The organism is Sphingobium fuliginis (assembly GCF_004152845.1).
Lineage (GTDB): Bacteria > Pseudomonadota > Alphaproteobacteria > Sphingomonadales > Sphingomonadaceae > Sphingobium > Sphingobium fuliginis.
The window spans coordinates 182,899-207,445 of the sequence record NZ_SEON01000008.1 but is presented as its reverse complement, the minus strand read 5'-3'; the positions used below and the strand labels follow the sequence as shown (position 1 = coordinate 207,445).

Genomic DNA, 24,547 nt, shown 5'->3' with positions numbered 1-24,547 from the left:
ATCGCCCCGCCCATCTCTGGGAGATGGGGATATGCCTCGCACCATAACCAGCTCGATGCTTCACGGCGGGCCACTGCGCATCTGGTCGGCACTCACCGATCCGGATCATCGCCGGGCGTGGAGTCCGCTCGTATTTCTCGATGATCCGTCCCGGCTCGGCGACACAGAATGCACCTTTGCGATCCAGGGCATCACCCGGCCAATTCGGACGCCAGCACGGATTGATCGATTCGATAAACCGCACGCCTTCGCTTGGTCCTGCGGCATCCCCTATCTGTTCACGCTCGAAGAGCGGTACGAGCTGGCGGGGGACGATGGCGGCACCAGGCTAACGCATAGCTGCACGCTGCGCGGGGCGCTCTCCCTGCCGTTCGCGGCGATGATGTTGCGCCGCCTGCGATCCCTGATGGTCGAATCTGACGATCGCCTCGCAACCTATCTCCGCTGGCGGGTAGGTCAGCCTGCCCGGGCTATCAATCGTCAGCGCGTCCCCTTCCGCTGCAGGAGGAAGGCGCGATGATGATGCACTGTAAGCGGGTGCTGCCCGCCGTCATCCTCGTTGTCGGGCTCGCGGCGTGCTCGGAAAGAAAGCCGCCAGCCCCGCCAACGGAGCAGCAGATCCATTCGTCCGACAGCGCCGTGGCGACCGGGGAAATGGGGCGGCATAGATATCGCTGTTCCGACGGGGAACCGCTGTTCGTCGATTACAAGGACAACGGCCTGCAGATCGATTTGCGGCGCTCCAACGGGGGACCGCCGATGATGCTGACCGCGCCAGCGCAGGGCCTGCAATATGTCGGCGAAACAGCCACCGCGACCTTCAAGGGGTCGCAGCTCACCATCGTGGAAGGCGATGGCCGTACCCGGATCTGCGAGCAGGAAGGCACGCGATGAACTGCCCTGCCTTCGAACGCCACAGGGCGCTTCGTCGGAAGAGACCGATGTCTGACACGTCGATTTCAAATGTGACAACCTTGTGCGGCCTGAATCGGGCCGGTCTGGCGATCGCGCGCCTCGGCGTCGTTCTCGTCTCCGGGGCGGTTATAGGGGCGTGTAATCCAGCGCCGACCCAGCCTACCGAGCCGGCGCATGAAAAGCATCTGACGTCGAAACTAATCGCGCAGCGCATCATGTACTGCGACGACGGCACACGCGCCGATGTCGACTTCATCGATGACGGCTTGAAAATGGCCGTCACCTGGCTGCCGAAGGGCAGGACCGAGATCCTGCGCGCGCAGCGAACCGGTGACGAGTTTCGCGGCGACCATTCGCGGGCTGTCGTGGCGGGCGGATCGATCGCGTTCACGCGACGCGGGAAGATCCGCGTCTGCCACCGAACCCCGGAGGAGTCCTAGGAAATGCAGGCACTGCTCTATACGCTTGCGCCTGTGCTGGCGGTCGTGCTCGGCGCGATTGTCGCGAGCCGCACCAAGTTGAAACCTGGCCTCGTGGCGGGCCTACAGCATCTCGCTGCCGGCGTCGTGTTCGCGGCGGCAGCGACCGAAATCCTGCCGCAGGTCAAGCATGAGGCATCGCCCAGCGCGACGTTGATCGGCGGGGCGGCGGGCGTCGCGACCATGCTGGGGCTCAAGGCTCTTGAGGCCCGCTTCAAGGGGCCGATGGCGCTACTCGCCGCGATCGGCATCGACATTCTGGTCGACGGCCTGGTGCTCGGCCTCGCTTTCGTGGCGGGCGAGAAGGCAGGTCTCCTGCTGACGATCGCGCTCACTCTGGAAGTGTTATTTCTGGGACTGACGCTGACCGACGAGCTGGCGGAAACCTATCGCTCGCGCTTGCGCATCATCGTGATCGTCTCGGCATTGGCCCTGCTGCTGCCGATCGGCGCGCTCGCTGCCGTGCCGGTCGCCGCGCTGTCGCCGGTGATGATCGCCGGCTTCCTCAGCTTCGGGCTGATGGCGCTGCTCTACCTCGTCACGGAGGAGTTGCTGGTCGAGGCGCACGAGAAACCCGACACCCCGCTCATCAGCTCGATGTTTTTCGTCGGCTTCCTGGCCCTGCTGACACTTGAGGAGATGATGGGATGATCCCGGGCAACGACAACAATGGCGGGCAGGAGCGCCGCACACTGTGGATCGTCCTGCTGCTGAACGCGGCGATCGCTGCGGGCTTCTTCGTTTCCGGCTTCTTCGCGGACTCGAGCGCGCTGATCGCCAACGGCGTCGACAACCTGTCCGATACGGCTGTGTATGCGCTGAGCCTTGTGGCGCTCACCCGGGGCCAGACATGGAAGACACGCGCCGCGGTCGCTTCGGGCGTCATGCTGCTGATCTTCGCGGGCGGCATCTTGATCGATGTCGGACGGCGCTACGTGCAGGGCAGCGAGCCCATCGGACCTACCATGATGGTCATGTCCGCGATCGCCGGCGTCGTGAATTACCTCTGCCTGCGGCTGCTCCAGCGCCTCAAGGATCCGGACGTCAATCTCCGGGCCGCAACCACCTTCAGCTTCAACGACTTCATTTCCAACGGCGGCATCCTGATCGCCGGCGTGCTGGTGCTGTGGTTGGGTACCAATTGGCCGGACCTGCTGGTCGGCTTCGCCACCGCCATCATCGCCATCAAGGGCGGTGTCGAAATCCTGCGCGACGCGCGCGCCGAAACCAAGAAAAGCGAAAGGAGGTCGTCATGAACGACAAGCTCGAACTCGACATTCCAGTGTTGTTGCCGGACCTTCCTGACGCGGCCGATGCCTGCCTGGACCGTCTCGTATCAACCCTGTCAAAGCGCGAAGGTGTCGAGCGGGCGCATGTGATCTGTCTCGACGGCAACACGCCAGCGGCGCTGTGCATCCATTTCGATGCCGCCAAGCTGCCGCTGCCACGGTTGCGCGAAATGGTGCGCGCCGCAGGTGCCGAAATCACCGAGCGCTACGGCCATGCGATCTGGCAGGTGACGGGGATCAACCACGAACGTCGGGCGCGCACGGTCAGCGATGCGCTGTGCGCCTTGCCCGGCGTGGTCCAGGCAAGCGCCAGCACCAGCGGGTCTGTCCGGGTCGAATATGATCGCCGCGAAACCACCGAAGAGGAGGTGCGCGCTGCGCTTCGCAAGCTGAAGGTGAGGGTGGGCAAGCGGGTCGCTGCCGATGAACATGCCGGCCACGACCACGGCCCCGGGGGCCACGGCGCGGGCGAAGAGAAGCACGGCCCCGGCGATGGCCACGACCATAGCCACGCCGAATTTCTCGGCCCCAATACCGAGCTGATCTTCGCGCTCGCCTGTGGCGCGCTGCTGGGGATCGGCTACGCGATCGAGAGGCTGGTCGCTGGCGCGCCCGAATGGCTGCCGACCGCCTGCTATATCGCAGCCTATTTCTTCGGCGGATTCTTCACGCTGCGCGAGGCGATCGACAACCTCCGGATGAAGAAGTTCGAGATCGACACGCTGATGTTGGTCGCTGCGGCCGGCGCCGCTGCGCTGGGCGCATGGGCCGAAGGTGCGCTGCTGCTGTTCCTGTTCAGCCTCGGCCATGCGCTTGAGCATTATGCAATGGGCCGCGCCAAGAAGGCGATCGAGGCGCTGGCGAAGCTCGCGCCCGAAACCGCGACCGTGCGACGCGGCGGGCAGACCAGCGAAATCCCGGTCGAGCAGATGGTCGTCGGGGACATTGCCATCGTCCGCCCGAACGAGCGCCTGCCTGCCGACGGCTTCGTCATCAAGGGCACCAGCGCGATCAACCAGGCCCCGGTCACGGGTGAAAGCATCCCGGTCGACAAGGTGCCGGTCGCAGATGCCGCAGCGGCACGCGCCAAGCCCGATGCAGTCGACGCGGAAAGCCGGGTTTTTGCTGGTACGATCAACGGCGGCGGCGCGATCGAGATCGAGGTGACACGCCGTTCCAATGAAAGCGCGCTTGCCAAGGTCGTGAAGATGGTGAGCGAAGCGGAGACGCAGAAGTCGCCGACGCAGCGCTTCACCGACCGGTTCGAACGGATCTTCGTGCCCGCCGTCCTGGTCCTGTCAGTGCTCCTGCTGTTCGCATGGGTGGTCGTCGACGAGCCGTTCCGCGACAGCTTCTATCGCGCGATGGCGGTGCTGGTGGCGGCAAGCCCGTGCGCGCTCGCGATCGCAACGCCGAGCGCGGTCCTGTCGGGCGTTGCCCGTGCAGCGCGGGGCGGCGTGCTCGTGAAGGGCGGTGCACCGCTCGAAAACCTCGGGTCGCTCAAAGCGATCGCTTTCGACAAGACGGGCACGCTGACCGAAGGTCGTCCGCGCATCACTGATGTCGTGCCCGTCGATGGCGCCGATGAAGGCGAGTTGCTGGCGCTGGCTGTCGCCGTCGAAGCGTTGAGCGACCATCCCCTGGCCCAAGCGATCGTCAAGGACGGCCGCGAACGTCTGAACGATCGTGCCGTGCCGACTGCCGGCGACCTCAAGAGCCTGACCGGTCGGGGCGTCACCGCGAGCGTGGATGGCGAGACGGTGTGGATCGGCAAGGCCGAGATGTTCGGAAGTGAGGGCATTCCGGCGCTGGGGCAGGGCGCGCAGGACGCAATCGCGAAGCTGCGCGAGAACGGCCGCACGACAATGGTGGTCCGCAAGGGGGACCGCGACCTGGGCGCGATCGGCCTGATGGACACGCCTCGCGAAGCTGCCAAGACCGCGTTGCGTCGGCTGCACGAGATGGGCGTGTCGCGGATGATAATGATCTCCGGCGATCACCAGAAAGTCGCCGAAGCGATCGCCGACGAAGTCGGGATCGACGAAGCGTGGGGCGACCTCATGCCCGAAGACAAGGTTGCCGCGATCAAGAAGCTCGCCGGCGAAGACAAGGTCGCGATGGTGGGCGACGGCGTGAACGATGCGCCGGCGATGGCAAGCGCCACGGTCGGCATCGCGATGGGCGCGGCGGGGTCGGACGTTGCGCTGGAGACAGCCGACGTGGCGCTGATGGCCGACGATCTGGCGCACCTGCCATTCGCAGTCGGTCTTAGCCGCCATACCCGTGGAATCATCCGGCAGAACGTCTTCGTCAGCCTGGGTGTCGTCGCCTTCCTGGTGCCTGCTACCATCCTCGGCCTCGGCATTGGGCCAGCGGTGGCGGTTCATGAGGGATCGACGCTGCTCGTCGTCATCAATGCGCTCAGGCTGCTCGCCTACCGCGATCCGGCAGGGAAGGCGGCATGAAGTGGCTGATCGCCTTCGACCTCGACGGCACGCTTGCCGAGAGCAAGCGGCCGTTATCGGAGGATATGGCCGCAATCCTCGCCCGATTGCTCGCCATCACGGATGTGGCGGTGATCTCGGGCGGGGACTGGCCGCAGTTCGAAAAGCAGATCGCCTCGCGCCTTCCTGCCGGCGTCGCGCTCGACCGTCTCTGGTTGATGCCGACCACAGGCACGAAACTCTATCGGTTCATCAATGGCGCTTGGCGCGCGGTCTATGCCGAACTGTTCGACGACGCGGAGAAGGCGAAGATCCGCACGGCCTTCGATCAGGCGCTGACCGATGCCGGTCTCGCCGACGAACGTATCTGGGGCGAACGGATCGAGGACCGGGGCAGCCAGATCACCTTTTCGGGCCTGGGGCAGGCAGCGCCGCTGAAGGAAAAGGAAGCGTGGGATCCTGACCGAAAGAAGAGGACCGCGTTGCAGGCCACGTTGCGCGCGAAGCTGCCGGAGCTCTCGATCAATCTCGGTGGCACGACATCGATCGACGTGACCAGAGCAGGGATCGACAAGGGCTATGGCCTGAAGCGCCTGAGTGCCGAGAGCGGTGTCCCGCTCGACGGGATGCTGTTCATTGGGGATGCGATATTCCCCGGTGGGAATGACTATCCCGCTGCTGAAATCGGCCTCGACACAGTGAGGGTGCGCGACGTCGCGGAAACCACCGCCGTCGTGACCGCCATCATCGCGTGTCTGCACCGATAGGATCAAGATACATGGTCGGCTCCATCGCGGAATGCCGCATTGTCAAAGCTCTGGCTTCTGTCGCTTAGGGCAGCGCTTCCTAAAACGAAAAGAAGGCAATGTGCGCGTCTCCGCGAACAAAGCCTCCAGCGATCAATCTAAGAGATTCCGCCGCGCTTCTCAATCGTAGGGGGCGTTTGCGGGAGGGGGCGGAATCCTACGCTAAGGATTTGGGCCAGCGATATTCCCCGGTTAGATTGATGTGTTCCCATCCCAACGGCGAGACGTGGGCGAGTAGATCAGGCGCGATATGGGTACCGCTGGCGGCCCGGGTATTGACGACCTCGCCGAGCTTCATGGTGTTCCAGAATATGATGATGGCGGCGAGCAGGTTCATTCCGGCGATGCGATAGTGCTGGCCTTCGCCGGATCGATCCCGGATTTCACCTCGGCGGTGGAAGCTGATGGCGCGCTTTAGGGCGTGGTGGGCCTCACCCTTGTTGAGGCCGATCTGAGCCTGGCGCGGGAGGCCGGCATCAAGAATCCAGTCGATCATGAACAGGGTTCGCTCGATGCGGCCCACCTCTCGCAATGCGAGGGCCAGCTCATTCTGGCGCGGGTAAGAGGCGAGCTTGCGAAGAATCTGGCTGGGGGCGACGATCCCCGCTGCGATCGTCGCCATGATGCGCAGGATGTCGGGCCAGTTGCGCTCGATGAGCGGTTCATTGATCTTACCTCCGACCAGCGCTCGCACATTGGCCGGCGTCGCGTTGGGCGTGAAGGCATAGAGTCTTTTCTGAGGGAGATCGCGGATACGGGGGGCGAACCTGTAGCCGAGCAAGGCGCAGGCGGCGAACACATGATCGGTGAAGCCGCCCGTGTCGGCAAAATGCTGGCGAACGCGGCGGCCCGCGTCATTCATGAGCAGCCCGTCCAGGATATAGGGAGCCTCGCTGACCGTTGCCGGGATCACCTGGGTTGCGAACGGCGCATATTGATCGGACACATGGCTGTATCCCTTGAGGCCCGGGACGTTGCCATATTTCGCGTTGATCAGATTCATCGCCTCGCCCTGCTCGGTAGCAAGGAAGAACTGCCCGTCGCTGGATGCCGATTGCCCTTGTCCCCAGAAGGCGGCCATGGGCAGGGCGGCGTGGGCCTCCACGATCATGGCGAGCGCCCGATCATAGGCGCTGCCTTCGACATGCCAGCGCGCGATCCGCAGCAATTCCCAGAAGCTGTGCGTGTTGGTCGCCGCCGCCATCTTGCGCAAACCGAGATTGACGCCTTCCGCCAGCAACACGTTCATCAGGCCGATCCGGTCGCTGCAGGGCGCGCCGGTGCGCAGATGCGTGAACGCCTCGGAAAATCCGGTTCGCTCATCGACTTCCAGCAACAGATCGGTGATCCTCGCGGGCGGGAGCTGTTGATAGAGATCGAGCACGAGATCCTCGGCCCCTTCGGGCGTGTCGGCCCTCAGCTTGTCGATGTGCAGCTTGCCGTTCTCGATGATGCCGCCTGGGATCGTGCCGGTTCGCGCCGCGCGGCCAAACTCCTTCAGCCGTGTATCCAGTCGAGCCCTGCGCTCGGCCAGCCATTCGCCGGGTCGCAGCGGCACGGCGAGCCGCGCGGTCTGCTCTATCGCCTGTGGCGGGACCAGAAGCTGCTTGAGGTCGCCATAGCGGCGCGATCCCGCCAACCATATGTCACCGGACCGGAAGGCGTCGCGGATGTGGAACAGCACCGCGATTTCCCAAAGCCGGTGGTCGCCGCTGGGCTCAGCGCAAAGATGACGATGCCATTTCGAGTTGGGACGTAGAAAATCCACCGGCGGATCGACCTTGATCCCGTTACGCAGCATCGCAACGGCCGCCAGAAGAGGCGTGGCGATCGGCGCCGCCTGCATGTCGAGCAGGCGCAGCATCCTGGGCGCGTAGAGGCGGAAACGGTGATAGCCGTCCAGCACACGGCTGAGCGGGTCGGCCGCGAGCACGTTGGTCAGCGCGGAGGCCGTGGCGACAAGGGTTCTGAACCGTTCCCAGCCAGGCCCGGTGGCGATTATCCCGTCCAGGGCCGTGCCATCGTCCTGCGCTCCAAGCAAAGCACCACCGATTTCGGCAAAGGACTTCAGCGTGTCCCGAACGGCCGCCTTTTCGTCGGCGATCCTGGTGTTGCAAAGGCGTTCGGAGGCCCGATAGAGACGGCCTACGATGCGATCGTGGGTCTCCACGATGACATCGGCCAGCGATGACCGCCATTCCAGGGTGCAGACAGCGAGGATCGCAAGCCGCCTGTCTTCGGGCAGATCACGCATGCCGTCGGCGTAATAGCGCTCGCCCTGCCGGCGAAGCCGGGTCACACGATGCGCCGGCACGCCGTCCAGCAAATCCGCCGGAAGATCGAACCTTTGAAGATATTCCAGTCGATCCATCAGCCGGTTAGCGGCTGCTGAATTTGCGCCAACCTCGAACTGTCGCAGCCATACGAAGCGCGTGACGCGACCATCCACCGTATCCTCCAACAGGTGAGCCAAATTCTCGCTCAGGGTTGGCGTGATGCGATGGGCGATAAGATCCTCGATCCGGCGCTCGGCCTCAACCAGCGCATCGGCGCAAAGGCGCTCGATCGTCGAGGAGCCGGGAAGGATCGTGCGGGTGCGGCGACACTCCGCAACGAAGCGACGGGCAAGATCCTCATTCGATGTCGCCGCCTCGGCTTCCCGAGCGATCCATTCGCGCAAATCCCGTGCGCCCCGCCCCGAAAAGGAGCGATAGCCGTAGATTCGGCGAAGGTCCGCCAGATGCTCGTGCCGGGTCTCCTCGCGCGCGGCATAGAGGAGTAGATCGTCGCTGGTCAGGCCGAGCTGGGCCGCGATGAAATCCGATACCTGCGCCGGGATCAACTCGCCAGGAGCGAGCACCCGGCCCGGGTAGCGCAGGACGCACAGTTGCAGCGCGAAGCCAAAACGATTGTGGGCGCGCCGGCGCTGGCGGATATGCCCGAGATCCTCATCGCTGAGGGTATAGTGCCGCAGCAGCTCACCTTGATCGACCGGCAAGTGAAGCAGCGCCTCGCGCTGTCGATCGGTCAGGGTCACGCGACGCGGCATACATGCTCCTTATTCTTTCCGAGCTACGGTTTGAGATAGCTTGATTGAGATGCTGGTTAAGATACACAATAGCCCAATCTTATGTGCTCATGTTCGTCACCGCCTCAAACCTTCGTTTGTGATCCATGCTGATCGGCTACGCCCGCGTGTCCAAAGCCGACGGCTCGCAGTCGCTCGACCTGCAGCACGATGCCCTTCGCGCTGCCGGTGTCGAGCCAGGCAATATCTATGATGATCGTGCATCCGGTAGCCGTGATGATCGCCCCGGTCTTGCCGCCTGCCTGAAATCGTTGCGCGACGGCGATGTCCTCATCGTTTGGAAGCTCGACCGGCTCGGCCGAACGCTCACCCACCTGGTCAGCACGGTGCAGAATCTGTCGGATCGCGGTATCGGTCTGCGGGTGCTCACCGGCAAGGGCGCGCAGATCGACACCACGACGCCATCGGGCCGGATGGTGTTCGGCATTTTTGCCACACTGGCGGAGTTTGAGCGGGATATGATCCGCGAGCGCACCATGGCTGGCCTGGCCGCTGCCCGCGCGCGGGGACGCAAGGGTGGCCGCAAGTTCGCCCTCTCCAAGGCCCAGGTGCGGCTCGCTCAGGCTGCTATGGCCCAACGCGACACGTCCGTTTCCGACCTCTGCAAGGAACTCGGGATCGAGCGCGTCACTCTCTACCGCTATGTCGGTCCCAACGGGGAACTCCGGGATTACGGTCAGCGCGTGCTTGCTGCCAAAACGCGATGATGATGACGGGAGCCCCGATCAAACTTACCCAAGCGGACGCCGCAGACGTTGCAGACCTGTACAACCGTTGCAGCGACTATTTCCTGTTGCAGGACGGGGCCGCGCCCACGCTGGACGATGCTCGCGAGCTTTTCTCCGATGTGCCGCCCGAAAAGAGCGCCCACAATCAAGCTGTCCTGGGATGGAAGGGGCCTGGCGGCCTATATGCAATCGCGGCCATCCTCCGCGATTATCCGCGTGATGGCACATGGTATCTCGGCTTCATGATCGTAGATGCCGCACAGCGTGGTCGTGGCGTCGGACGCTCAATTTACTCGACGGTCGAAAGCTGGGCCGCTGCGAGAGGTGCCACAGAGATTCGGTTGGCCGTGCTGGAAGCGAATGAAGCGGCAGAGCGATTTTGGCGTTCTCTCGGCTTCATTGAGTATCGGCGCGTTGGGCCAGACACCTTCAAAATGCGTAGCCATCGCCGGATAGAACTGAGCCGTCGCCTTTCTGGCGCGACCGTAGAAGGCAGCAACAAGTAAGATCTCGCGCCGGCTATCTGGGCGAGCTTGGCGTAGGATTCCGCCCCCTCCCGCAAACGCCCCCTTTCAGGGAAGGGGGCTTGAGATCGCCTTGATGGCCTTCAATCCCGTTCCAAAACGAGCGATCGCGTCCCTGTTTCTCTCCAGCTCGCCATAGGGCAGATAGGCGAAGTCGAGATCGGCAATACGGCTGAAAGCCGGGCGACGGAGTTGCGCGCGAACGTCCTGCTCGCGCGCATTCGGTGCGACCAGGAATAGCCCGGCGGCAGCGTGCAGATCGCTCCCCGACAGCGCCAGATCGAGCATGCGCACGATCCCCGAGTAGATCGAGGTCGAATGTTCAACCTCGAACGCGGCGGCGACGCCGTCGCCACCCTTCGCCAGCCACAACACGTCGATGAGGCGGATCGAGTCCGCTCCGGGAGAGGTCGCAATGGCGTCTGGAAGGCGCTCGAGGCATCCCTGTCCAAGCGGGCAGCCAGCGTGAAGTCGACCGCGGTCATTGGCGGCGATCCACACATCGTAACCGAGGGCATGGCCGAGGTCGCGCAGCCAGGCCTGGATTTCGGCGTGCGTGCGATCGGTTTCGCCCTGCGCGGCGGCTGTCTTGTCGAGCCGGCTTGCCTCCGCTCTGGCATGTTCCAATCTGCCGAGCCAGTCGTCGGCCGCCGTTGCGTCATCCTCCAGCGGTGGCGCGGGATAGCGGCCCGAGCCAATGTCGAACAACAGTCCGCCGATCGCGCCGAGATCGTTGGAGAGCAACTCGCGGTAACGGTCGTTGAGGTCGAGGATGCCGGCGCGCATGGCGAGAAAATGATCCCATGACCCGAGCTTCACCTTGGCGCCGGTGACGGCATTGTAGCCCTTGACGATCGCGGTATTGAAGGGCGGCACCAGCGTCGGGTGAAGGAAATAGAGCAGGTTGGCCGCCGCCGGCCCCAGCCCCTTGATCTTGAGCGCGTCTATGCTGCGGATGTGGCTGATGATCTCCTCGGCGGTATCGCAGCACGAGCAATTGTCGAGCAGGCGACCGAACGCCCGCTGGTTGTCCGGGCTTTCGTAGATGTCTGGAATGCGCAGCTTGGGCTTCCACAGCCAGGCATGGTCGGCGCCCTTGAAGATCTGCCGCTGTTCGGCGATCGAGTGGACAACCGTTTCCAGTGACGAGCCGCGATAGGCGACGCCGAACCGCCCACTTTCGATTTCTGCGACCACCTGCTGCAGCCCGCGACGGATGGAGCGGAAGTTTTTCAGCCGTTCGTCCCACAGAAACCAGGAGCGATAGGTGGCGCCGGGATCGTCTCGCCAACGACGGACAAGCTCGCTCACGAGATCATGATGTGTCGCGGGTAACAAGGTCATACTGGCTGGGTCATCTAAACTGGGCTCCTTGCCGTTCAGGCTATCGCGAGCAAGGGCGGCTTGCACGTTCAATGTGCGATCCGCGAAGCGTGCTCAAATTGTCGGTGATCGCGCAGGGAAACGCCGCTGGCATTGGGCGTTGCCGGTCGCAACCGTCGACCGGGCGCACAGCCAGGCAGACGGCCGGCACGGGCGTCGCCGCCCGGGAGCGGCGCCGCAACCAGCTTTTTCCGGTCGAACTTAGCGGATCACTGCTTTGCGATCGCGGTGACCTCGCCATCGCTGCCCTTGAGCGAGAGGTCGAAATCGACCTTGTCGCCGACCTTGAACGCATCGGTGATCGACGGCGCGGCCTTGAACGCCATCGTCATCGCGGGCCACTTGGCCTCCGGGATCGGACCATGATCGAGCGTGATCGTGCCTGCCGCCTTGTCGATCGCGGTGACGGTGCCATGGCCCTTGGCCTTGATCGCGGCGTTCGCGTCAGGCGCCATCGACATGTTGCCCATGTCGCCGCTCATGGTCGCGGCGGGCGCCGCCTCGTTGGTCTCAGTCGCAACGGGGGCCTCCGCCTTCTTGCCGCACGCGGCAGTCAGGGCGGCGAGGCCGAGGGCAATGGTCAGTCGTGCATGGTTCATCGTCTTCTCCTTCATGATGAAACGGGTTGAGGGATGGGATCGGTCTTGGGCCGGCGCAACAGCAGGTAGGCGGCGGGCAGGACGAACATTGAGAGCAAGGGCGCGGTCAGCATGCCGCCGATCATCGGCGCGGCAATCCGGCTCATGACCTCCGAACCCGCGCCTGATCCCAGCAGGATCGGCAGCAGGCCGGCCAGGATCACCGCCACCGTCATCGCCTTGGGACGGACGCGCAGCAGCGCGCCTTCGCGCACGGCGGCCTCGACCTCGGCAGCGTCCGGATGTGCGCCGCGCTCGGCCAGCGCGTTCTTGAGATAGATCAGCATCACCACCCCGAACTCGGCGGAGACGCCGGCGAGCGCGATGAACCCGACCCCGGTGGCGATCGACTGGTTGAACCCCAGCAGATAAAGCGTCCAGATGCCGCCGGTCAGCGCAAACGGCAGCGTCCCCATGATCAGCGCCGCCTCGTCGAAGCGGCCGAAGATGAGGTAGAGCAGCACGAAGATGATCAGCAGCGTCGCGGGCACGACCAGCTTCAAGCGGTCGACCGCGCGCTCGAGATATTCGAACTGGCCAGAGTAAGCGATGCTGACCCCAGGCGAGAGCCTGACCTGTTTCGCCACCGCACGCTGCAGATCGCCGACCACCGAGGCAAGATCGCGCCCGCGCACATCGACGTAGACCCAGGTCGAAGGCCGGGCATTCTCGGTCTTGAGCATCGGCGGTCCCTCGGCGATCGAGACGTTTGCCACGGTGCCCAAGGTGATCTGCTGGCCCGCGGGCGTCAGGATCGGTAGCGCCCGCAGCCTTTCGAGGCTGTCGCGCAATTCGCGCGGATAGCGCACGCTGATCGGATAGCGGGCGAGGCCCTCGACCGTCTCGCCGATCGTCTCGCCGCCGATCGCGCCGGAGACGATGGCCTGGACGTCGGCGATGTTGAGCCCGAACCGCGCGGCGGCGGCGCGGTCTATGTCGACATCGACATAGCGTCCGCCGGTCAGCCGCTCGGCGAGCGCCGAGCTGACGCCGGGCACGCTCCTGGCCACGGTCTCGACATCATGCGCGATGCGGTCGAGCTCGGCGAGGTCACTGCCCGACACCTTGACCCCGATCGGGCTCTTGATGCCCGTCGCGAGCATGTCGATGCGGTTGCGGATCGGCGGCACCCAGATATTGGCGAGACCCGGAAGCTTCACCCGGCGATCGAGCTCGTCGACAAGGCGTTCGGGCGTCATGCCCGACCGCCACTGGTCGCGGGGCTTGAATTGGATCGTCGTCTCGAACATTTCGAGCGGCGCGGGATCGGTCGCGGTCTCGGCGCGGCCGGCCTTGCCGAACACGCTTTCGACTTCGGGCACGGTCTTGATCAGGCGGTCGGTCTGCTGGAGCAGCTCACTCGCCTTGGCGGCCGAGAGGCCCGGCAGCGCCGAGGGCATGTAGAGCAGGTCGTCCTCGTCGAGATTGGGCATGAACTCGCCGCCGAGCCGGCTGAGCGGCCAGGCCGTGGTGGCGAACACCAGAGCCGCGATCAGCAGCACTGCCTTGGGCCGCTTCATCGTCCAGTCGATCGCGGGCCGGTAGATATTGGTGAGCCAGCGATTGACCGGATTGGCCTGCTCGGCCGGAATGCGGCCCCGGATCAGCCAGCCCATCAGGATCGGCACCAGGGTCACCGACAGGATCGCGGCCGCGCCCATCGCATAGGTCTTGGTGAAGGCGAGCGGCGCGAACAGCCGGCCTTCCTGCGCCTCCAGGGTGAAGACCGGAATGAACGACAGCGTGATGATCAGCAGGCTGAAGAACAGCGCCGGCCCGACCTCGGCCGCCGCCTCGGTGACGACGATCCAGCGCATCTCGCCATCGAGATGTCTGTCCGGGTGATCCTGCTCCCAGCGTTCGATCCTCTTGTGGGCGTTCTCGATCATGACGACCGCCGCATCCACCATCGCGCCGATGGCGATGGCGATGCCGCCCAGCGACATGATGTTGGCGTTCACCCCCTGGAACCGCATTACGACGAACGCGGCCAGCACACCGAGCGGCAAGGTCAGGATCGCGACCAGCGCCGAGCGGACGTGCCAGAGGAACAGGGCGCAGACCAATGCGACGACGATGAACTCCTCGACCAGCTTGCGGGTGAGGTTCTCGACCGCGCGATCGATCAGCTGCGAGCGGTCATAGACCGTGACCACCTCGACGCCCGGCGGCAGGCTTTTCCTGAGATCGGCGAGCTTGTCCTTGACCGCCGCGATGGTCTCACGGGCGTTCTTGCCTGACCGAAGAATAACGACGCCGCCGGCGACCTCGCCTTCGCCGTTCAGTTCGGCGATGCCGCGCCGCATCTCGGGGCCGACCTGGATCGTGGCGACATCGCCGAGCCGGACGGGCACGCCGCCCGCCGCAGTCTTGAGCGGGATTGCCCGGAAATCGTCGAGCGTTTTCAGATAGCCCGAGGCGCGGACCATATATTCGGCCTCGGCCATTTCCAGCACCGAGCCGCCGGCTTCCTGATTGGCTTGGCTGATCGCCTGCACTGCCTGGGCGTGGGTTACGCCGTAGGCCGCGAGCTTCACCGGATCGAGCAGCACCTGGTACTGCTTGACCATGCCGCCGATGCTGGCGACTTCGGCCACGCCGGTCACGGTCTTCAGCTCGTAGCGCAGGAACCAGTCCTGCAACCCGCGAAGCTGCGAGAGATCGTGCCGGCCGGTGCGGTCGACCAGCGCATATTCATAGACCCAGCCGACCCCGGTCGCGTCCGGCCCGAGCGCGCTGCGGGCGCTGGCCGGCAACCGACCCTGGACCTGGTTGAGATATTCGAGCACGCGGCTGCGCGCCCAGTAGAGATCGGTGCCGTCCTCGAAGATCACATAGACGAAGCTGTCGCCGAAGAAGCTATAGCCGCGCACCGTCTTGGCGCCGGGCACCGACAGCATGGTGGTGGTGAGCGGATAGGTGATCTGGTTCTCGACGATCTGCGGCGCCTGACCCGGATAGGAAGTGCGGATCACGACCTGCACGTCGGAAAGATCGGGCAGCGCGTCGATCGGGGTCGAGCGCACCGCCCACAGGCCCGCGCCGACCAGCGCGAGCATGCCGAGCACGACGAAGAAGCGGTTCCTCACCGACCAGCGGATGAGATGGGCGATCACTGGCCCGCCACCTTCGCCATATGCCGCAGCGTCGGTCCCGCCGGGGGCCGGTCGAACCCGAACCGGACCCGGTCACCCGCCTTGAAGCCGCGCGCGATGCCCGGATTGGCGAGCGCGAAGGTCATCGTCATCGCCGGCCAGTCGAGCGCGGGAACGGGCTCGTGGCTGAGCGTCACCGAATTGGCCGTGATCCGCTCGATCTTGCCCGTCGTCTCGTACAGCGTGGCTTTCGACGCCGGCGCGGCGATGGTCGCCGATGCCGCACCGCCGCCGATCGGCCGCGCCTCGATTCCCGACAGGCTCGCCTCGGAATCGATCAGGAACTGCCCCGAGACGACGACGTTCTCGCCGGGCGACAGGCCGGCAAGGATCTCGGTCTCGCCGCCTGCCTCGCGGCCGATGCGGACCTCGGCGGGATGATAGCGCCCGTCGCCTGCGGCCAGCATGACGAGCGTGCGCCTGCCCGTGCGGATCACCGCTTCGCTCGGCACCAGCAGCGCCGGCTTGGCATCGCCGCCAAGCGCGACGCTGGCGAACATGCCCGGCCGCAACCGGCCGTCCCGGTTGGGCAGCTCGATCCGCACGGTGAGCGTGCGGCTGTCGGCCTGCGTGGTCGGCAGGATCGCGATCACCCGGCCGGCGAAGCGCTCGCCGGGGAAGCCCGCCAGCGTGGTGCTGGCATTCTGGCCGACCCGGACATCGCCCGCGCGCGCTTCGGGCACCGCGGCATTGAGCCAGACGGTGCCGAGCCCGCTTACCTGGGCGAGCGTCTGGCCCATGGCGAGCGTCACGCCGGCACGGGCGTCGAGCGTCTGGATCGTGCCCGAGATCGGCGTCGTGATCGTCACCACGCCGTTCGGGCGTCCGCTCCGCTCGACGCTGGCGATGAGGCCGTCGGACATGCCCATCAGCCGCAGTCGCTGGCGCGCGGCCGCGGTGAGGTCGGGCTTGCCGAGCCGCCTGACGCTCAGATATTCGGTCTGCGCGCCGCCCCATTCGGGCAGGAGCAGGTCCGCGATCGGCGCGCCGGCGCGGACCACGTCCCCGGGCGCTCGCGCATAGACGCGGCTCACGAACCCGCCCGAACGCGCCTGGATGACGGCGACGTCGCGCTGGTTGAAGTCGATCGTGCCGGTGACCTCGAGGGCCGAGGCAAGGCTGCCCATCTTCGCCGCGACGACCCGCAATCCCAGGCTCTGCCGCGCGGCGGGATCGACGGCGACCGTGGGGGCCGCGCCGGCGCTTCCTCCGTCCGCGTATCGCGGCACGAGCTGCATATCCATGAAGGGCGACTTGCCGGGCTTGTCGAACTTCTGGTTGGGGAACATCGGATCGTACCAGTAAAGGACTTTGCCTGCCCCGGCGGGCGTGGTCGCCTCCGATTGCGGTGCCTGGCGATGGCCAGCCCAATAGCCTGTGCCGCCGGCCAGCAGCGCGACAGCCAGGATCGATGCGCCCCAGCGCAGCGCGGATTTATCGAGCGTCATGGCCGCTCCTCCCCATAGGTGATAGTGATGCGGACCGCGTCGCGCGCGACGTCGGCTTCGCGGTTGAGCGCCTCGACCTCGGCCTCCGCGAGCCCGAGCGTCGTGAGCAGCGCGGCGCCAAGGTCGAGCTTGCCGGCGCCATAGCTGTCGCGGTCGAGCTCGGCGCGGTGCCTGGCGAGTGGCACCAGCGTCTCGCGGGCATTGCGCAACCGGGAGAGATGCATGGCATGGTCTGCGAGATCGGCGTCGAGCTGCGCCACCAGCTCGCGGCGGATCGCCTCGCGGTCGAACCGACCCCCTTGCGCAAGGCTCTCGCTTGCAGCGATCCTGGGGTTCTGGCGCTTGCCGGCGAACAGCGGCAGGTCGATCGACACGCCGACCGAGGCCATGTCGCCGTACATGGGATCGCGCCGGCCATAGGTGACGCCGACCTTCCAGTCGGGGCGCTTGTCGGCGCGCGCGAGACGCACGTCCGCTTCGGCGACTGCGATCCGCGCGTCCTGCGCGCGCAGGGCGGGAAGCGCATCGATCCCGGCCCGCAGCCGGATCGGATCGACATCGAGCATCGGCGGGTCGCCCGTCGCCTGCGGGTCGGGGTCGCCGGTATAGCGCGCGAGCCGGGCCCGCGCCTGCGCCACCACCGCAGCCATCTCGGCGCGGCGATCGGCGATGGCGGCGCGGAGCTGGTCGGGCTCGAGCGCCTGGCTCGGGCGCGCGCTGCCCGACGCCAGGCGTGCGGTCACGGTCTTCTGCAGGTCGTCGAGGCTGGCATCGAGCAGGTCGAGCTGCCGGAGCCGGCGTTCTCCATAATAGAGATCGACCCAGGCGAGGGCGGTCTCGAGCCGCACGTTGCGGCCTTCGACCAGCTCGCCCGCCTCGGCGATACCGATATCGGCCGCGGCGCGCGCGGCGCGTGCATGGCGCTTGGCGAGATTGGGGAAGGTCTGGCTGAACCCGATCGTCGCCATAGTGAAATCGTCGCGCGTGAAGCTGCCGGCATTGGGGCCGCTCACCGGGAAGTTCTGCAGGCCCAGGTCGAGCGTCGGATCGGGCAGGCGATCGGCCGCGACCGCCGAAGAGCGGGCGCCGGCTGTCGCCGCCGCGCGCGCCTTGAGGCTTGGCGCGTTGGCGGCAGCGAGCCTCACTGCCTGCTCGTAGGTGAGCGGGCCGGCCGACACCGGCACGGCCCAGGCGCTCGCAAGCGTCGCACCGATAGAGAGCAACAGGCGTCGCACAGCGCGCCTCGGCATCATGATCATGGATATCATCCCCTCATGACAGAGGCGGCGCGCCAAGATGTGACGCGCCGCTCCGGAGCGGGTTTAGCCCTTGTCCGACCTGACTGCGCCGCGCATGCAGTCGGCGGCGCTTGCCTGCATCATCGCGCAATCGCAGCTGGCCATGTCCCGGCTGTCGGGCACCCATATGCGGACACGCGCAGGGCCAGTCGCCCGCGGACCATATTGCGGCGCCGACCGCCATTCCCAATGGCCTTGCGGCGTGCGGCTCGCGTCGGTTGCAAGCGCAGGCGCGGCGAGACTGAGGGCCGCCACAAGGGCGGCCGGAAGCAGTTTGATCATCACGAAAACCTTTGACTGAAAAGAAGGAAACCGGGCGCGCACGCATCGATCGATGCGCGCAGCCCGTGCTCGTTCAATCAGGCAAGGCTGGTGGGAGGATCCGGCTCGGGCGCAACCGCCTTGCCGGTCAATATCGTGTCGGTCGTCCAGAAGCTGGGCGCGTCGTAGAGACGCGCAGGCGCAACGCCGCCTGCCAGGTCCGCTGCGACCAGCGGGATCACGCACCCCATCGCGGCGATGCAATCGAGCGTCAGGCCCTTGCAGGGCTTTTCGCTGGGCGCAGGCTGCTGCTTGGCCATCATCGCCATGCAGTCCGCATCCATGCCCTTGGCCAGCGGCGCGCCTGCCGCCTGCGGCACGCTGTGCGCGGCCGCCATCTGGGCTCCGAAGAGACCGGACAGCGCTCCGATGACGAGCAGGAGGGCGAGCAGGCGTTTCACGGGCCTCGATATCTAGCGGGTTTCGCGGGCGCAGCCAACCAAAGTCTCGCGCCGCGCGGATTTTGAAGTGCTGACGGCTGATTCCGTCAACTCCGCGTCAATAAAGATCCGGCCCGGGGAAGAAGATCGGCTGCGGCCTCTACGTATATCGAGGCTGGACCCGGGACCGTAGTCCCAAGCCTGAAGAGACGCTCTTCCCCTCGGCAAAGTCCGGGCGGTGGCTTACCATCCAAGGAGGTGAATATGGTCAGAAAAACTCTCATGGTCGCGCTTGCCGGCATTTCGATGCTTGCTGCCGTCCCCGCTATGGCCCAGGGCATCGGGCACAGCCTGTTCATGCGCGGCTCGATCGTCGACACGGGCAGCAACGGCACGGTCGTCTGCATCGGCAAGGCCGATGGCGCCGAGGTCGGCCAGAAGCTCGAGGTCTATCGCGTCGTGACCCATCCGGGTCCGTCCAAGGGCGTGGCGCCGACCTATCACCGCCAGCTCGTCGGCCATGTGACGATCGACCATATCTTTGACGATCACTTCGCGCACGTGTCCGTCGCCGACGGCACGCCTGCCAGGCACGACATCGTCGAGCTTCGCAAGAACTGACAAGCCGGTGGCCCGGCGGCACGGGCTGCCCTGCGACGCGTCGGGGCAGCGGGCCGCCGGCGACGAGGAGACCGTTCGGGGTCAAAGCGAAACCGCTTGACCCTGGACCATGGTCCAACCGGCATGATCGAGCGGATGACATGGGCAATTTCAAGATCGGCGAACTGGCCGCGGCCGCAGGCGTGGGGCGGGATACGATCCGCTATTATGAGCGGATGGGCCTGCTGCGCGAGCCCGCGCGCACGGCAGCGGGCTACAGGCTCTACGACGCGACCGACCTCGAGCGCGTCAATTTCATCCGCTCGGCGCAGGAGCTTGGTTTCACACTCGAACAGGCCCGGCAGCTGCTGGCACTCAGGGCGTCGGACACCGCGCATGCCCAGGCCGTGCTCGATATCACGCTTGCCAAGATCGCGGACGCCGAAGCCCGGCTCGAGCGCCTGTCGGATATCCGCGACATGCTGCGGATGCTCGCCGACGAATGCCCGGGCGAAGTGCCGGTCTCCGATTGCCCGATCCTCGCCTTCCTGACGGCGCGGCGGAAAGACCAGCAGCATAACAAGAAACATCAGGCAGCGCAGGACGAACGATCACCACGAGCGAAAGGGGTTTTGTCATGAAGAAAATGCGTTTGATCGCCGTCCTCACGCCGGCGCTGCTTCTAGGCGCCTGTGTGACCACGCGGCCGACCTCGGCGCAGGTCGAGAGTTGCCGGGCGATGGAGGGCAATATGGGTCTCCAGACGCCGCATGATCATGGCGAGATGAAGGGGCAGGGGCGCAACCCGATGAACCTCTCGCACGACCGGTGTCTCCGGATTCTGCGCAGCGCGCAATGAGCCGGTCCGGACGCCAGGGATGGCGCCCGGACACAGTTTTCAAGCCAAGGAGCAAAGCCATGATCGACCATGCGAAGAAAGCCCTTCCACTTGTCGGCGGAAGCCTGTTGCTGGCGCTCGCGCTTTCGGGCTGCGACCGCCAGGCCGACCAGACGGTGCCGCCCGCGGCGAACAGCGTCGCCGCCACCCCGGTCCTGACCGACAGCGGCAACGCTGCAGACGCGGCGCCGATGGACGCGATGAGCAACCAGGCCGAGATGGAGCGGCATCACCGTCAGGCGATGGACCATGACGCGATGCGCGCCGGGGCCGGCAACCAGACCGCGCCGGCACCCGATCCCGCGCCGGGCAATGCGGCGATGCCGATGAAGGATATGTAGGCTCGCACACTAAGGGGATGAGGATGTCCAGGCGGATCAGCCTTCGACGCTTGAGCCTCGGCTGCGCAATCGCTCTCAGCCTGTCCGCGAGCGCGGGCGCGCAGGAGGGCGAGGATCATGCCGCGCATCATGGCGCAGGCATGCCGGCCGGCGGGGGCATGTCCGCACCGGCAGAGCCGGGGTCGTCGGACATGGCGAAGATGATGAACCCCATGATGGATCGCATGATCAATGGGGAAGGGGAGAATGAGCACGGCCACGAATCGCGCCGGACCGGCTTCATCTCGCAGCTGCTCGCCTTTCCCGCGCTTGACGAAGCGGCAAGGCAGCGGGTCGCTGCGCAGGCCGGCGAACGGGTAAGCACGGGTCTGGCGATGATCAACGCCGCCTCGGCCGACGGCGCGCGTGCGACCACGGTCTCGGCCCGGCTCGATGCGGCGCGGCGCCTGCGCGAGGGAACCGACCTGTTCCGCTCCGGCACCGCCGCGCAGGGCGCGATCGGGGGCTTGCAGCCGCCCCGGGAGGTCGGGCTTGCCTGGCTGCGCGATCAGCTCGACATCGACCAGGCCGCGCCCGGCCATGCCGATCACTGGTTCGGCATCTCGCCCTCGCACCTCCTTCTCATGCTGTTCCTGGGGCTGGTGAGCGCCACGCTTATCGCGCTGCAGATCTTCCGCCTGCGGCGGATCGGGGCGATCGCCGGCGGTGTCGCCACCGCCAAGGTTCCAGCAAAGCCGGAGCCGAAGGCTGCCCCTCCCGCTACCAGGGTTGCGCCCGCGCCTGCACCCGTTGCCGACAGCGCCGGGCTCGCGCCGAGCAATGCGGCCGCACCCGCTGGGGCGTCGCTGCGCAAGCCCAAAAGCTGGGCGGGGCAGCTGCGCGTGGTCCAGATCGTGCGAGAGACGCCGAGCGTGCTGACCTTCCGGCTCGCGGACCCGACCGCCGACCGGCTGCCGTTCGACTTCCTGCCGGGCCAGTTCCTGCAGGTCGAGGTAGAGCCCGAAGCGGGCAAGACCGCGCGCCGTTCCTACACGATCGCCTCTTCGCCGACCCAGCGGGCCTATGTCGAACTGACGGTCAAGCGCGAGGAGCAGGGCGTGGTCTCGCGATACCTGCACGACAAGGTCGTCGCCGACGATCTGCTGAAGGTCAGCGGACCGTTCGGCGCCTTCACCTTCACGGGAACGGATGCCCAGAGCATCGTGCTGATCGCGGGCGGGGTCGGCATCACCCCGATGATGTCGGTGCTGCGCTATCTCACCGACACCGCGTGGAAGGGTGATATCTTCTTCTTCTACGGCGCACGGTCGACCGAGGAATTCGTGTTCCGCGACGAGCTCGAGCGGCTCGAACGCCGTTTTCCCAACCTCCATGTCGTCGCCGCGATGCAGCGCGCGCCCGGCACCGTCTGGATGGGCCCCGAAGGGCCGATCACGCGCGAGATGATCCTGGCCGCGGTGCCGGAGATCGCGAGCCGGCGCATCCATATGTGCGGCCCGCCGGCGATGATGGGCGCGATGCGCGGCGTGCTGGCGGAACTCGGCGTCCCCGACGCGCAGCTGCACACCGAGGCGTTCGGTCCGGCCTCGCTGCCGGCCGACCACGAGGATCTCGAGGTCAAGCCCGCGCCCCCGCCAGCGGATAAGCCGGCCCCGAGCGCCGAGGTGGCGCCGAGCACGGTGACCTTCTCCGTGTCGGGGGTGTCGGCGGCCTTGCCCGCGGACGAGACCGTGCTGGAGGCGGCCGAGGGCGCGGGCGTCGAGATCCCCTATGCATGCCGTGCGGGCACATGCGGCGCCTGCGTGGTCAAGCTGCTGCAGGGCGAAGTGACGATGGAGGTCGAATCCGGCCTTGCGCCCGCCGACAAGGCGCAAGGCTATGTGCTCGCGTGCCAGGCGAAGGGGACGGGCACGCCGCTCGTGGTCGAAGCCTGATGCGCGAACGCAGCGACATTGCCGTGGGCCTGCTGGTCGCGTTCCTGCTGCTGTTCCCGTTCGGCTATCTCGTGCATGTGTCGCCCCGCTTTCCGGGTAGCCTGGCCGGCGGGATCATCGGGATCGCAGCGCTCGTGCTGATGCTGCTGACGCTTCCTTATGTCGCGGCCAAGCACATCGCCTGGGTCGACAAGGCGCTCTCCCGGGTCGTCAGCAAGCCAACCCTGCTCGCCATCCACATCTATGCCGGCGTGCTGGCGCCGATCCTGGGTCTGGTCCACGCCGCGCACAAGCTCGAAAGCCCGGTCGGCCTGCTTCTGACCGTCCTCCTGCTGATGACGGTCATCACCGGCTTCATCGGCCGCTACCTGCTTGCCCAGCTTGGTCGGGCGCTGCGCGGACGCAGGTCAGAACTGGCCTCGCTTCGCGCCGCCTTCCTCGAGGAGCCGGCGGCGCCGACGCAGGCCGATACCGCAGCCCCGCCGCTGTCGGGCTGGAAGCGCTATCTGTTCGTCGCCGGGGATGCGTCCGCGGGCCAGCGCCCCCAGGACAAGGCGGGGATCGCCGCAGCGCTGGCCGATACCGAATTCGCGATCCGTGCCGAAGAGGCAACCAACACCCTGTTCGCGCGGTGGCGGTTCCTGCACATCCTGCTGGGCTGTCTCATCTTCGCGCTGCTCGCGCTCCACGTCGGCGCGGCGATCTATTACGGGCTGCGCTGGCTATGAGCTGGCAGCGTCTTTCCTACGCCGTCTTCATCGCAGCCCTGCTGGTGATGGTCGCCGCGGTCGCGATCCGGATGCGATCGGACGCGCCGAGGGATGCCGGCCTGGTGGCGCAGCTCGTCTCGCCCGGCCCGCTCTCGAGCGCGCACCAGTCCTTTGCCGGCCAATGCACGGCCTGCCACACGCCGGGCAAGGGCGTCGAAACCCGGACCTGTCTCACCTGCCATGCGGGCACCGATTTCGGGACGAAGCAGTCGACGCAGTTCCACGCGAAAGCGACGCAGTGCACCTCCTGCCACGTCGAACATGAGGGAGAGCGCGGCATCATCCGCATGGATCACGCCGCGTTGCTCGACATGGCGAAGTGGCGGCAGCCTTTGGCGGGCATGTCGACAAACACTCGAAGCCTGACCCCCGAGACCGCGCTCAATTGCGCGAGCTGCCATGCGTTCCGCGATCCGCACCAGGGCCTGTTCGGCACCGACTGCGCGAGCTGCCACAAGACCGACAGCTGGAAGATCGCCAATTACCGCCATCCATCGGTCAATTCGACGCAGTGCGCCGAGTGCCATAAGGCGCCGCCCAGTCACTTCATGGAGCATTTCAGCATGGTCTCGCAGCGCGCAGCCGGATCGAAGGCGCGCGTCGACCAATGCTATGCCTGTCACGCCACCGACAGCTTCAACAATATCCGCAAGCGAGGCTGGTATGATCACCATTGAGGCCGACTGGCTGAGCGCCTTCTTCCGGCTCGCCGTGATCGGCCTGGAACTGGCGGGCACGCTGACCATCCTGGTCGGCGCGGGGCTCGCAACCTTTCTGTTTGCGCGGCGGGCGAGGGCGGGCGACCGAACCGAGGCCTATAGCACGTTCCGCTCGGCGCTCGGCCGCAGCATCCTGCTCGGCCTGGAATTTCTGGTCGCCGGCGACATCGTCAAGTCGCTGGTGATCAACCCGACGCTCGACGATCTCATCGTGCTGGCCGGGCTTGTGCTGGTGCGGACCTTCCTGAGCATCTCGCTCGGGGTCGAGATCAACGGTCACTGGCCTTGGGAGGAAACCCGGATGGCGCGGGAGAAGGCGCGTGCGGCGTCGGATGGGTCGCCGGCGACGGCTGAGGCCGCCGGATGCGGCACACCGCGCAAGGGATAGC

General features: G+C 66.1%; 25 protein-coding genes. 17 read left to right on the top strand and 8 right to left on the bottom strand.

Going from position 1 to position 24,547, the window contains the following annotated elements; genetic code table 11:
• Positions 1-31 precede the first annotated feature (31 nt).
• From EWH10_RS18265 to EWH10_RS18235, 7 genes are read left to right on the top strand one after another with little or no spacing between them, the layout of a single operon-like run.
• Entirely contained in the window at positions 32-520 is a 489-nt protein-coding gene (locus EWH10_RS18265) for an SRPBCC domain-containing protein (RefSeq protein WP_013849881.1), read from the top strand.
• Positions 517-894 (top strand): hypothetical protein, encoded by a 378-nt coding sequence (locus EWH10_RS18260; protein WP_009824022.1) that lies wholly within the window; start codon positions 517-519, stop codon positions 892-894. Before EWH10_RS18265 ends, EWH10_RS18260 begins: the two co-directional genes overlap by 4 nt.
• A 47-nt stretch (positions 895-941) precedes the next feature.
• Positions 942-1,355: a hypothetical protein gene (locus tag EWH10_RS18255; protein ID WP_004212881.1), complete on the top strand. Its 414-nt coding sequence runs from the start codon at positions 942-944 to the stop codon at positions 1,353-1,355.
• Between the two features lie 3 nt (positions 1,356-1,358).
• Positions 1,359-2,045 (top strand): ZIP family metal transporter, encoded by a 687-nt coding sequence (locus EWH10_RS18250; RefSeq protein ID WP_004212882.1) that lies wholly within the window; start codon positions 1,359-1,361, stop codon positions 2,043-2,045.
• On the top strand, positions 2,042-2,650 hold the full coding sequence (locus tag EWH10_RS18245; protein WP_004212885.1) for a cation efflux transmembrane domain-containing protein: 609 nt from the start codon (positions 2,042-2,044) through the stop codon (positions 2,648-2,650). Before EWH10_RS18250 ends, EWH10_RS18245 begins: the two co-directional genes overlap by 4 nt.
• Positions 2,647-5,148 carry a heavy metal translocating P-type ATPase gene (locus tag EWH10_RS18240; protein WP_004212886.1) on the top strand — a complete coding sequence of 834 codons (2,502 nt, stop codon included), beginning with the start codon at positions 2,647-2,649 and terminating at the stop codon, positions 5,146-5,148. The genes EWH10_RS18245 and EWH10_RS18240 overlap by 4 nt, the downstream gene beginning before the upstream one ends.
• A complete protein-coding gene (locus tag EWH10_RS18235; protein WP_004212890.1) occupies positions 5,145-5,894 on the top strand; it encodes an HAD-IIB family hydrolase in 750 nt (249 codons plus the stop codon). The genes EWH10_RS18240 and EWH10_RS18235 overlap by 4 nt, the downstream gene beginning before the upstream one ends.
• A 196-nt stretch (positions 5,895-6,090) precedes the next feature.
• Here the strand turns inward: EWH10_RS18235 and EWH10_RS18230 are convergent, their stop codons facing one another.
• Positions 6,091-8,982 (bottom strand): Tn3 family transposase, encoded by a 2,892-nt coding sequence (locus tag EWH10_RS18230; RefSeq protein WP_130030151.1) that lies wholly within the window; start codon positions 8,980-8,982, stop codon positions 6,091-6,093.
• Between the two features lie 125 nt (positions 8,983-9,107).
• On the opposite strand from EWH10_RS18230, the gene EWH10_RS18225 reads away from it, so the two are divergent.
• Complete coding sequence (locus EWH10_RS18225; protein ID WP_008832583.1) at positions 9,108-9,728, top strand: recombinase family protein; 621 nt, start codon at positions 9,108-9,110, stop codon at positions 9,726-9,728.
• Complete coding sequence (locus EWH10_RS18220; protein ID WP_007686150.1) at positions 9,725-10,255, top strand: GNAT family N-acetyltransferase; 531 nt, start codon at positions 9,725-9,727, stop codon at positions 10,253-10,255. The genes EWH10_RS18225 and EWH10_RS18220 overlap by 4 nt, the downstream gene beginning before the upstream one ends.
• A 66-nt stretch (positions 10,256-10,321) precedes the next feature.
• On the opposite strand, the gene EWH10_RS18215 is transcribed toward EWH10_RS18220, so the two are convergent.
• The 7 genes from EWH10_RS18215 to EWH10_RS18185 all read right to left on the bottom strand — a co-directional run bounded on the left by EWH10_RS18215 (position 10,322) and on the right by EWH10_RS18185 (position 18,917).
• Positions 10,322-11,584, bottom strand: a complete 1,263-nt coding sequence (locus EWH10_RS18215) for a hypothetical protein (protein WP_007683327.1) — start codon at positions 11,582-11,584, stop codon at positions 10,322-10,324.
• Positions 11,585-11,865: 281 nt separating this feature from the next.
• Complete coding sequence (locus EWH10_RS18210) at positions 11,866-12,270, bottom strand: copper-binding protein (RefSeq protein ID WP_130030150.1); 405 nt, start codon at positions 12,268-12,270, stop codon at positions 11,866-11,868.
• The gene (locus EWH10_RS18205) at positions 12,267-15,410 is read right to left on the bottom strand and encodes an efflux RND transporter permease subunit (protein WP_130030149.1); all 3,144 of its coding nucleotides are present in this window, start codon (positions 15,408-15,410) and stop codon (positions 12,267-12,269) included. The genes EWH10_RS18210 and EWH10_RS18205 overlap by 4 nt, the downstream gene beginning before the upstream one ends.
• Complete coding sequence (locus EWH10_RS18200) at positions 15,407-16,897, bottom strand: efflux RND transporter periplasmic adaptor subunit (RefSeq protein WP_007406384.1); 1,491 nt, start codon at positions 16,895-16,897, stop codon at positions 15,407-15,409. Before EWH10_RS18200 ends, EWH10_RS18205 begins: the two co-directional genes overlap by 4 nt.
• On the bottom strand, positions 16,894-18,156 hold the full coding sequence (locus EWH10_RS18195; protein WP_013039107.1) for a TolC family protein: 1,263 nt from the start codon (positions 18,154-18,156) through the stop codon (positions 16,894-16,896). The genes EWH10_RS18200 and EWH10_RS18195 overlap by 4 nt, the downstream gene beginning before the upstream one ends.
• A gap of 63 nt (positions 18,157-18,219) precedes the next feature.
• Positions 18,220-18,477 (bottom strand): hypothetical protein, encoded by a 258-nt coding sequence (locus tag EWH10_RS18190; protein ID WP_007683334.1) that lies wholly within the window; start codon positions 18,475-18,477, stop codon positions 18,220-18,222.
• A gap of 77 nt (positions 18,478-18,554) precedes the next feature.
• Complete coding sequence (locus EWH10_RS18185; RefSeq protein WP_007406428.1) at positions 18,555-18,917, bottom strand: hypothetical protein; 363 nt, start codon at positions 18,915-18,917, stop codon at positions 18,555-18,557.
• 261 nt (positions 18,918-19,178) lie between these two features.
• Between EWH10_RS18185 and EWH10_RS18180 the strand changes: the two genes are divergently transcribed.
• The 8 genes from EWH10_RS18180 to EWH10_RS18145 all read left to right on the top strand — a co-directional run bounded on the left by EWH10_RS18180 (position 19,179) and on the right by EWH10_RS18145 (position 24,546).
• The gene (locus EWH10_RS18180) at positions 19,179-19,517 is read left to right on the top strand and encodes a hypothetical protein (protein ID WP_007406371.1); all 339 of its coding nucleotides are present in this window, start codon (positions 19,179-19,181) and stop codon (positions 19,515-19,517) included.
• Between the two features lie 140 nt (positions 19,518-19,657).
• Positions 19,658-20,137: a heavy metal-responsive transcriptional regulator gene (locus tag EWH10_RS18175; protein ID WP_007406417.1), complete on the top strand. Its 480-nt coding sequence runs from the start codon at positions 19,658-19,660 to the stop codon at positions 20,135-20,137.
• Positions 20,134-20,355 carry a hypothetical protein gene (locus tag EWH10_RS18170; protein WP_007406426.1) on the top strand — a complete coding sequence of 74 codons (222 nt, stop codon included), beginning with the start codon at positions 20,134-20,136 and terminating at the stop codon, positions 20,353-20,355. The genes EWH10_RS18175 and EWH10_RS18170 overlap by 4 nt, the downstream gene beginning before the upstream one ends.
• Positions 20,356-20,414: 59 nt before the next feature.
• Entirely contained in the window at positions 20,415-20,735 is a 321-nt protein-coding gene (locus EWH10_RS18165) for a hypothetical protein (RefSeq protein ID WP_007406382.1), read from the top strand.
• 23 nt (positions 20,736-20,758) lie between these two features.
• Positions 20,759-22,669: a 2Fe-2S iron-sulfur cluster-binding protein gene (locus tag EWH10_RS18160; RefSeq protein ID WP_013039106.1), complete on the top strand. Its 1,911-nt coding sequence runs from the start codon at positions 20,759-20,761 to the stop codon at positions 22,667-22,669.
• On the top strand, positions 22,669-23,397 hold the full coding sequence (locus EWH10_RS18155) for a hypothetical protein (protein WP_007406424.1): 729 nt from the start codon (positions 22,669-22,671) through the stop codon (positions 23,395-23,397). Before EWH10_RS18160 ends, EWH10_RS18155 begins: the two co-directional genes overlap by 1 nt.
• Positions 23,394-24,116 (top strand): hypothetical protein, encoded by a 723-nt coding sequence (locus tag EWH10_RS18150; protein ID WP_007406380.1) that lies wholly within the window; start codon positions 23,394-23,396, stop codon positions 24,114-24,116. Before EWH10_RS18155 ends, EWH10_RS18150 begins: the two co-directional genes overlap by 4 nt.
• Entirely contained in the window at positions 24,103-24,546 is a 444-nt protein-coding gene (locus tag EWH10_RS18145; protein ID WP_007683337.1) for a DUF1622 domain-containing protein, read from the top strand. Before EWH10_RS18150 ends, EWH10_RS18145 begins: the two co-directional genes overlap by 14 nt.
• Position 24,547: the final 1 nt, after the last annotated feature.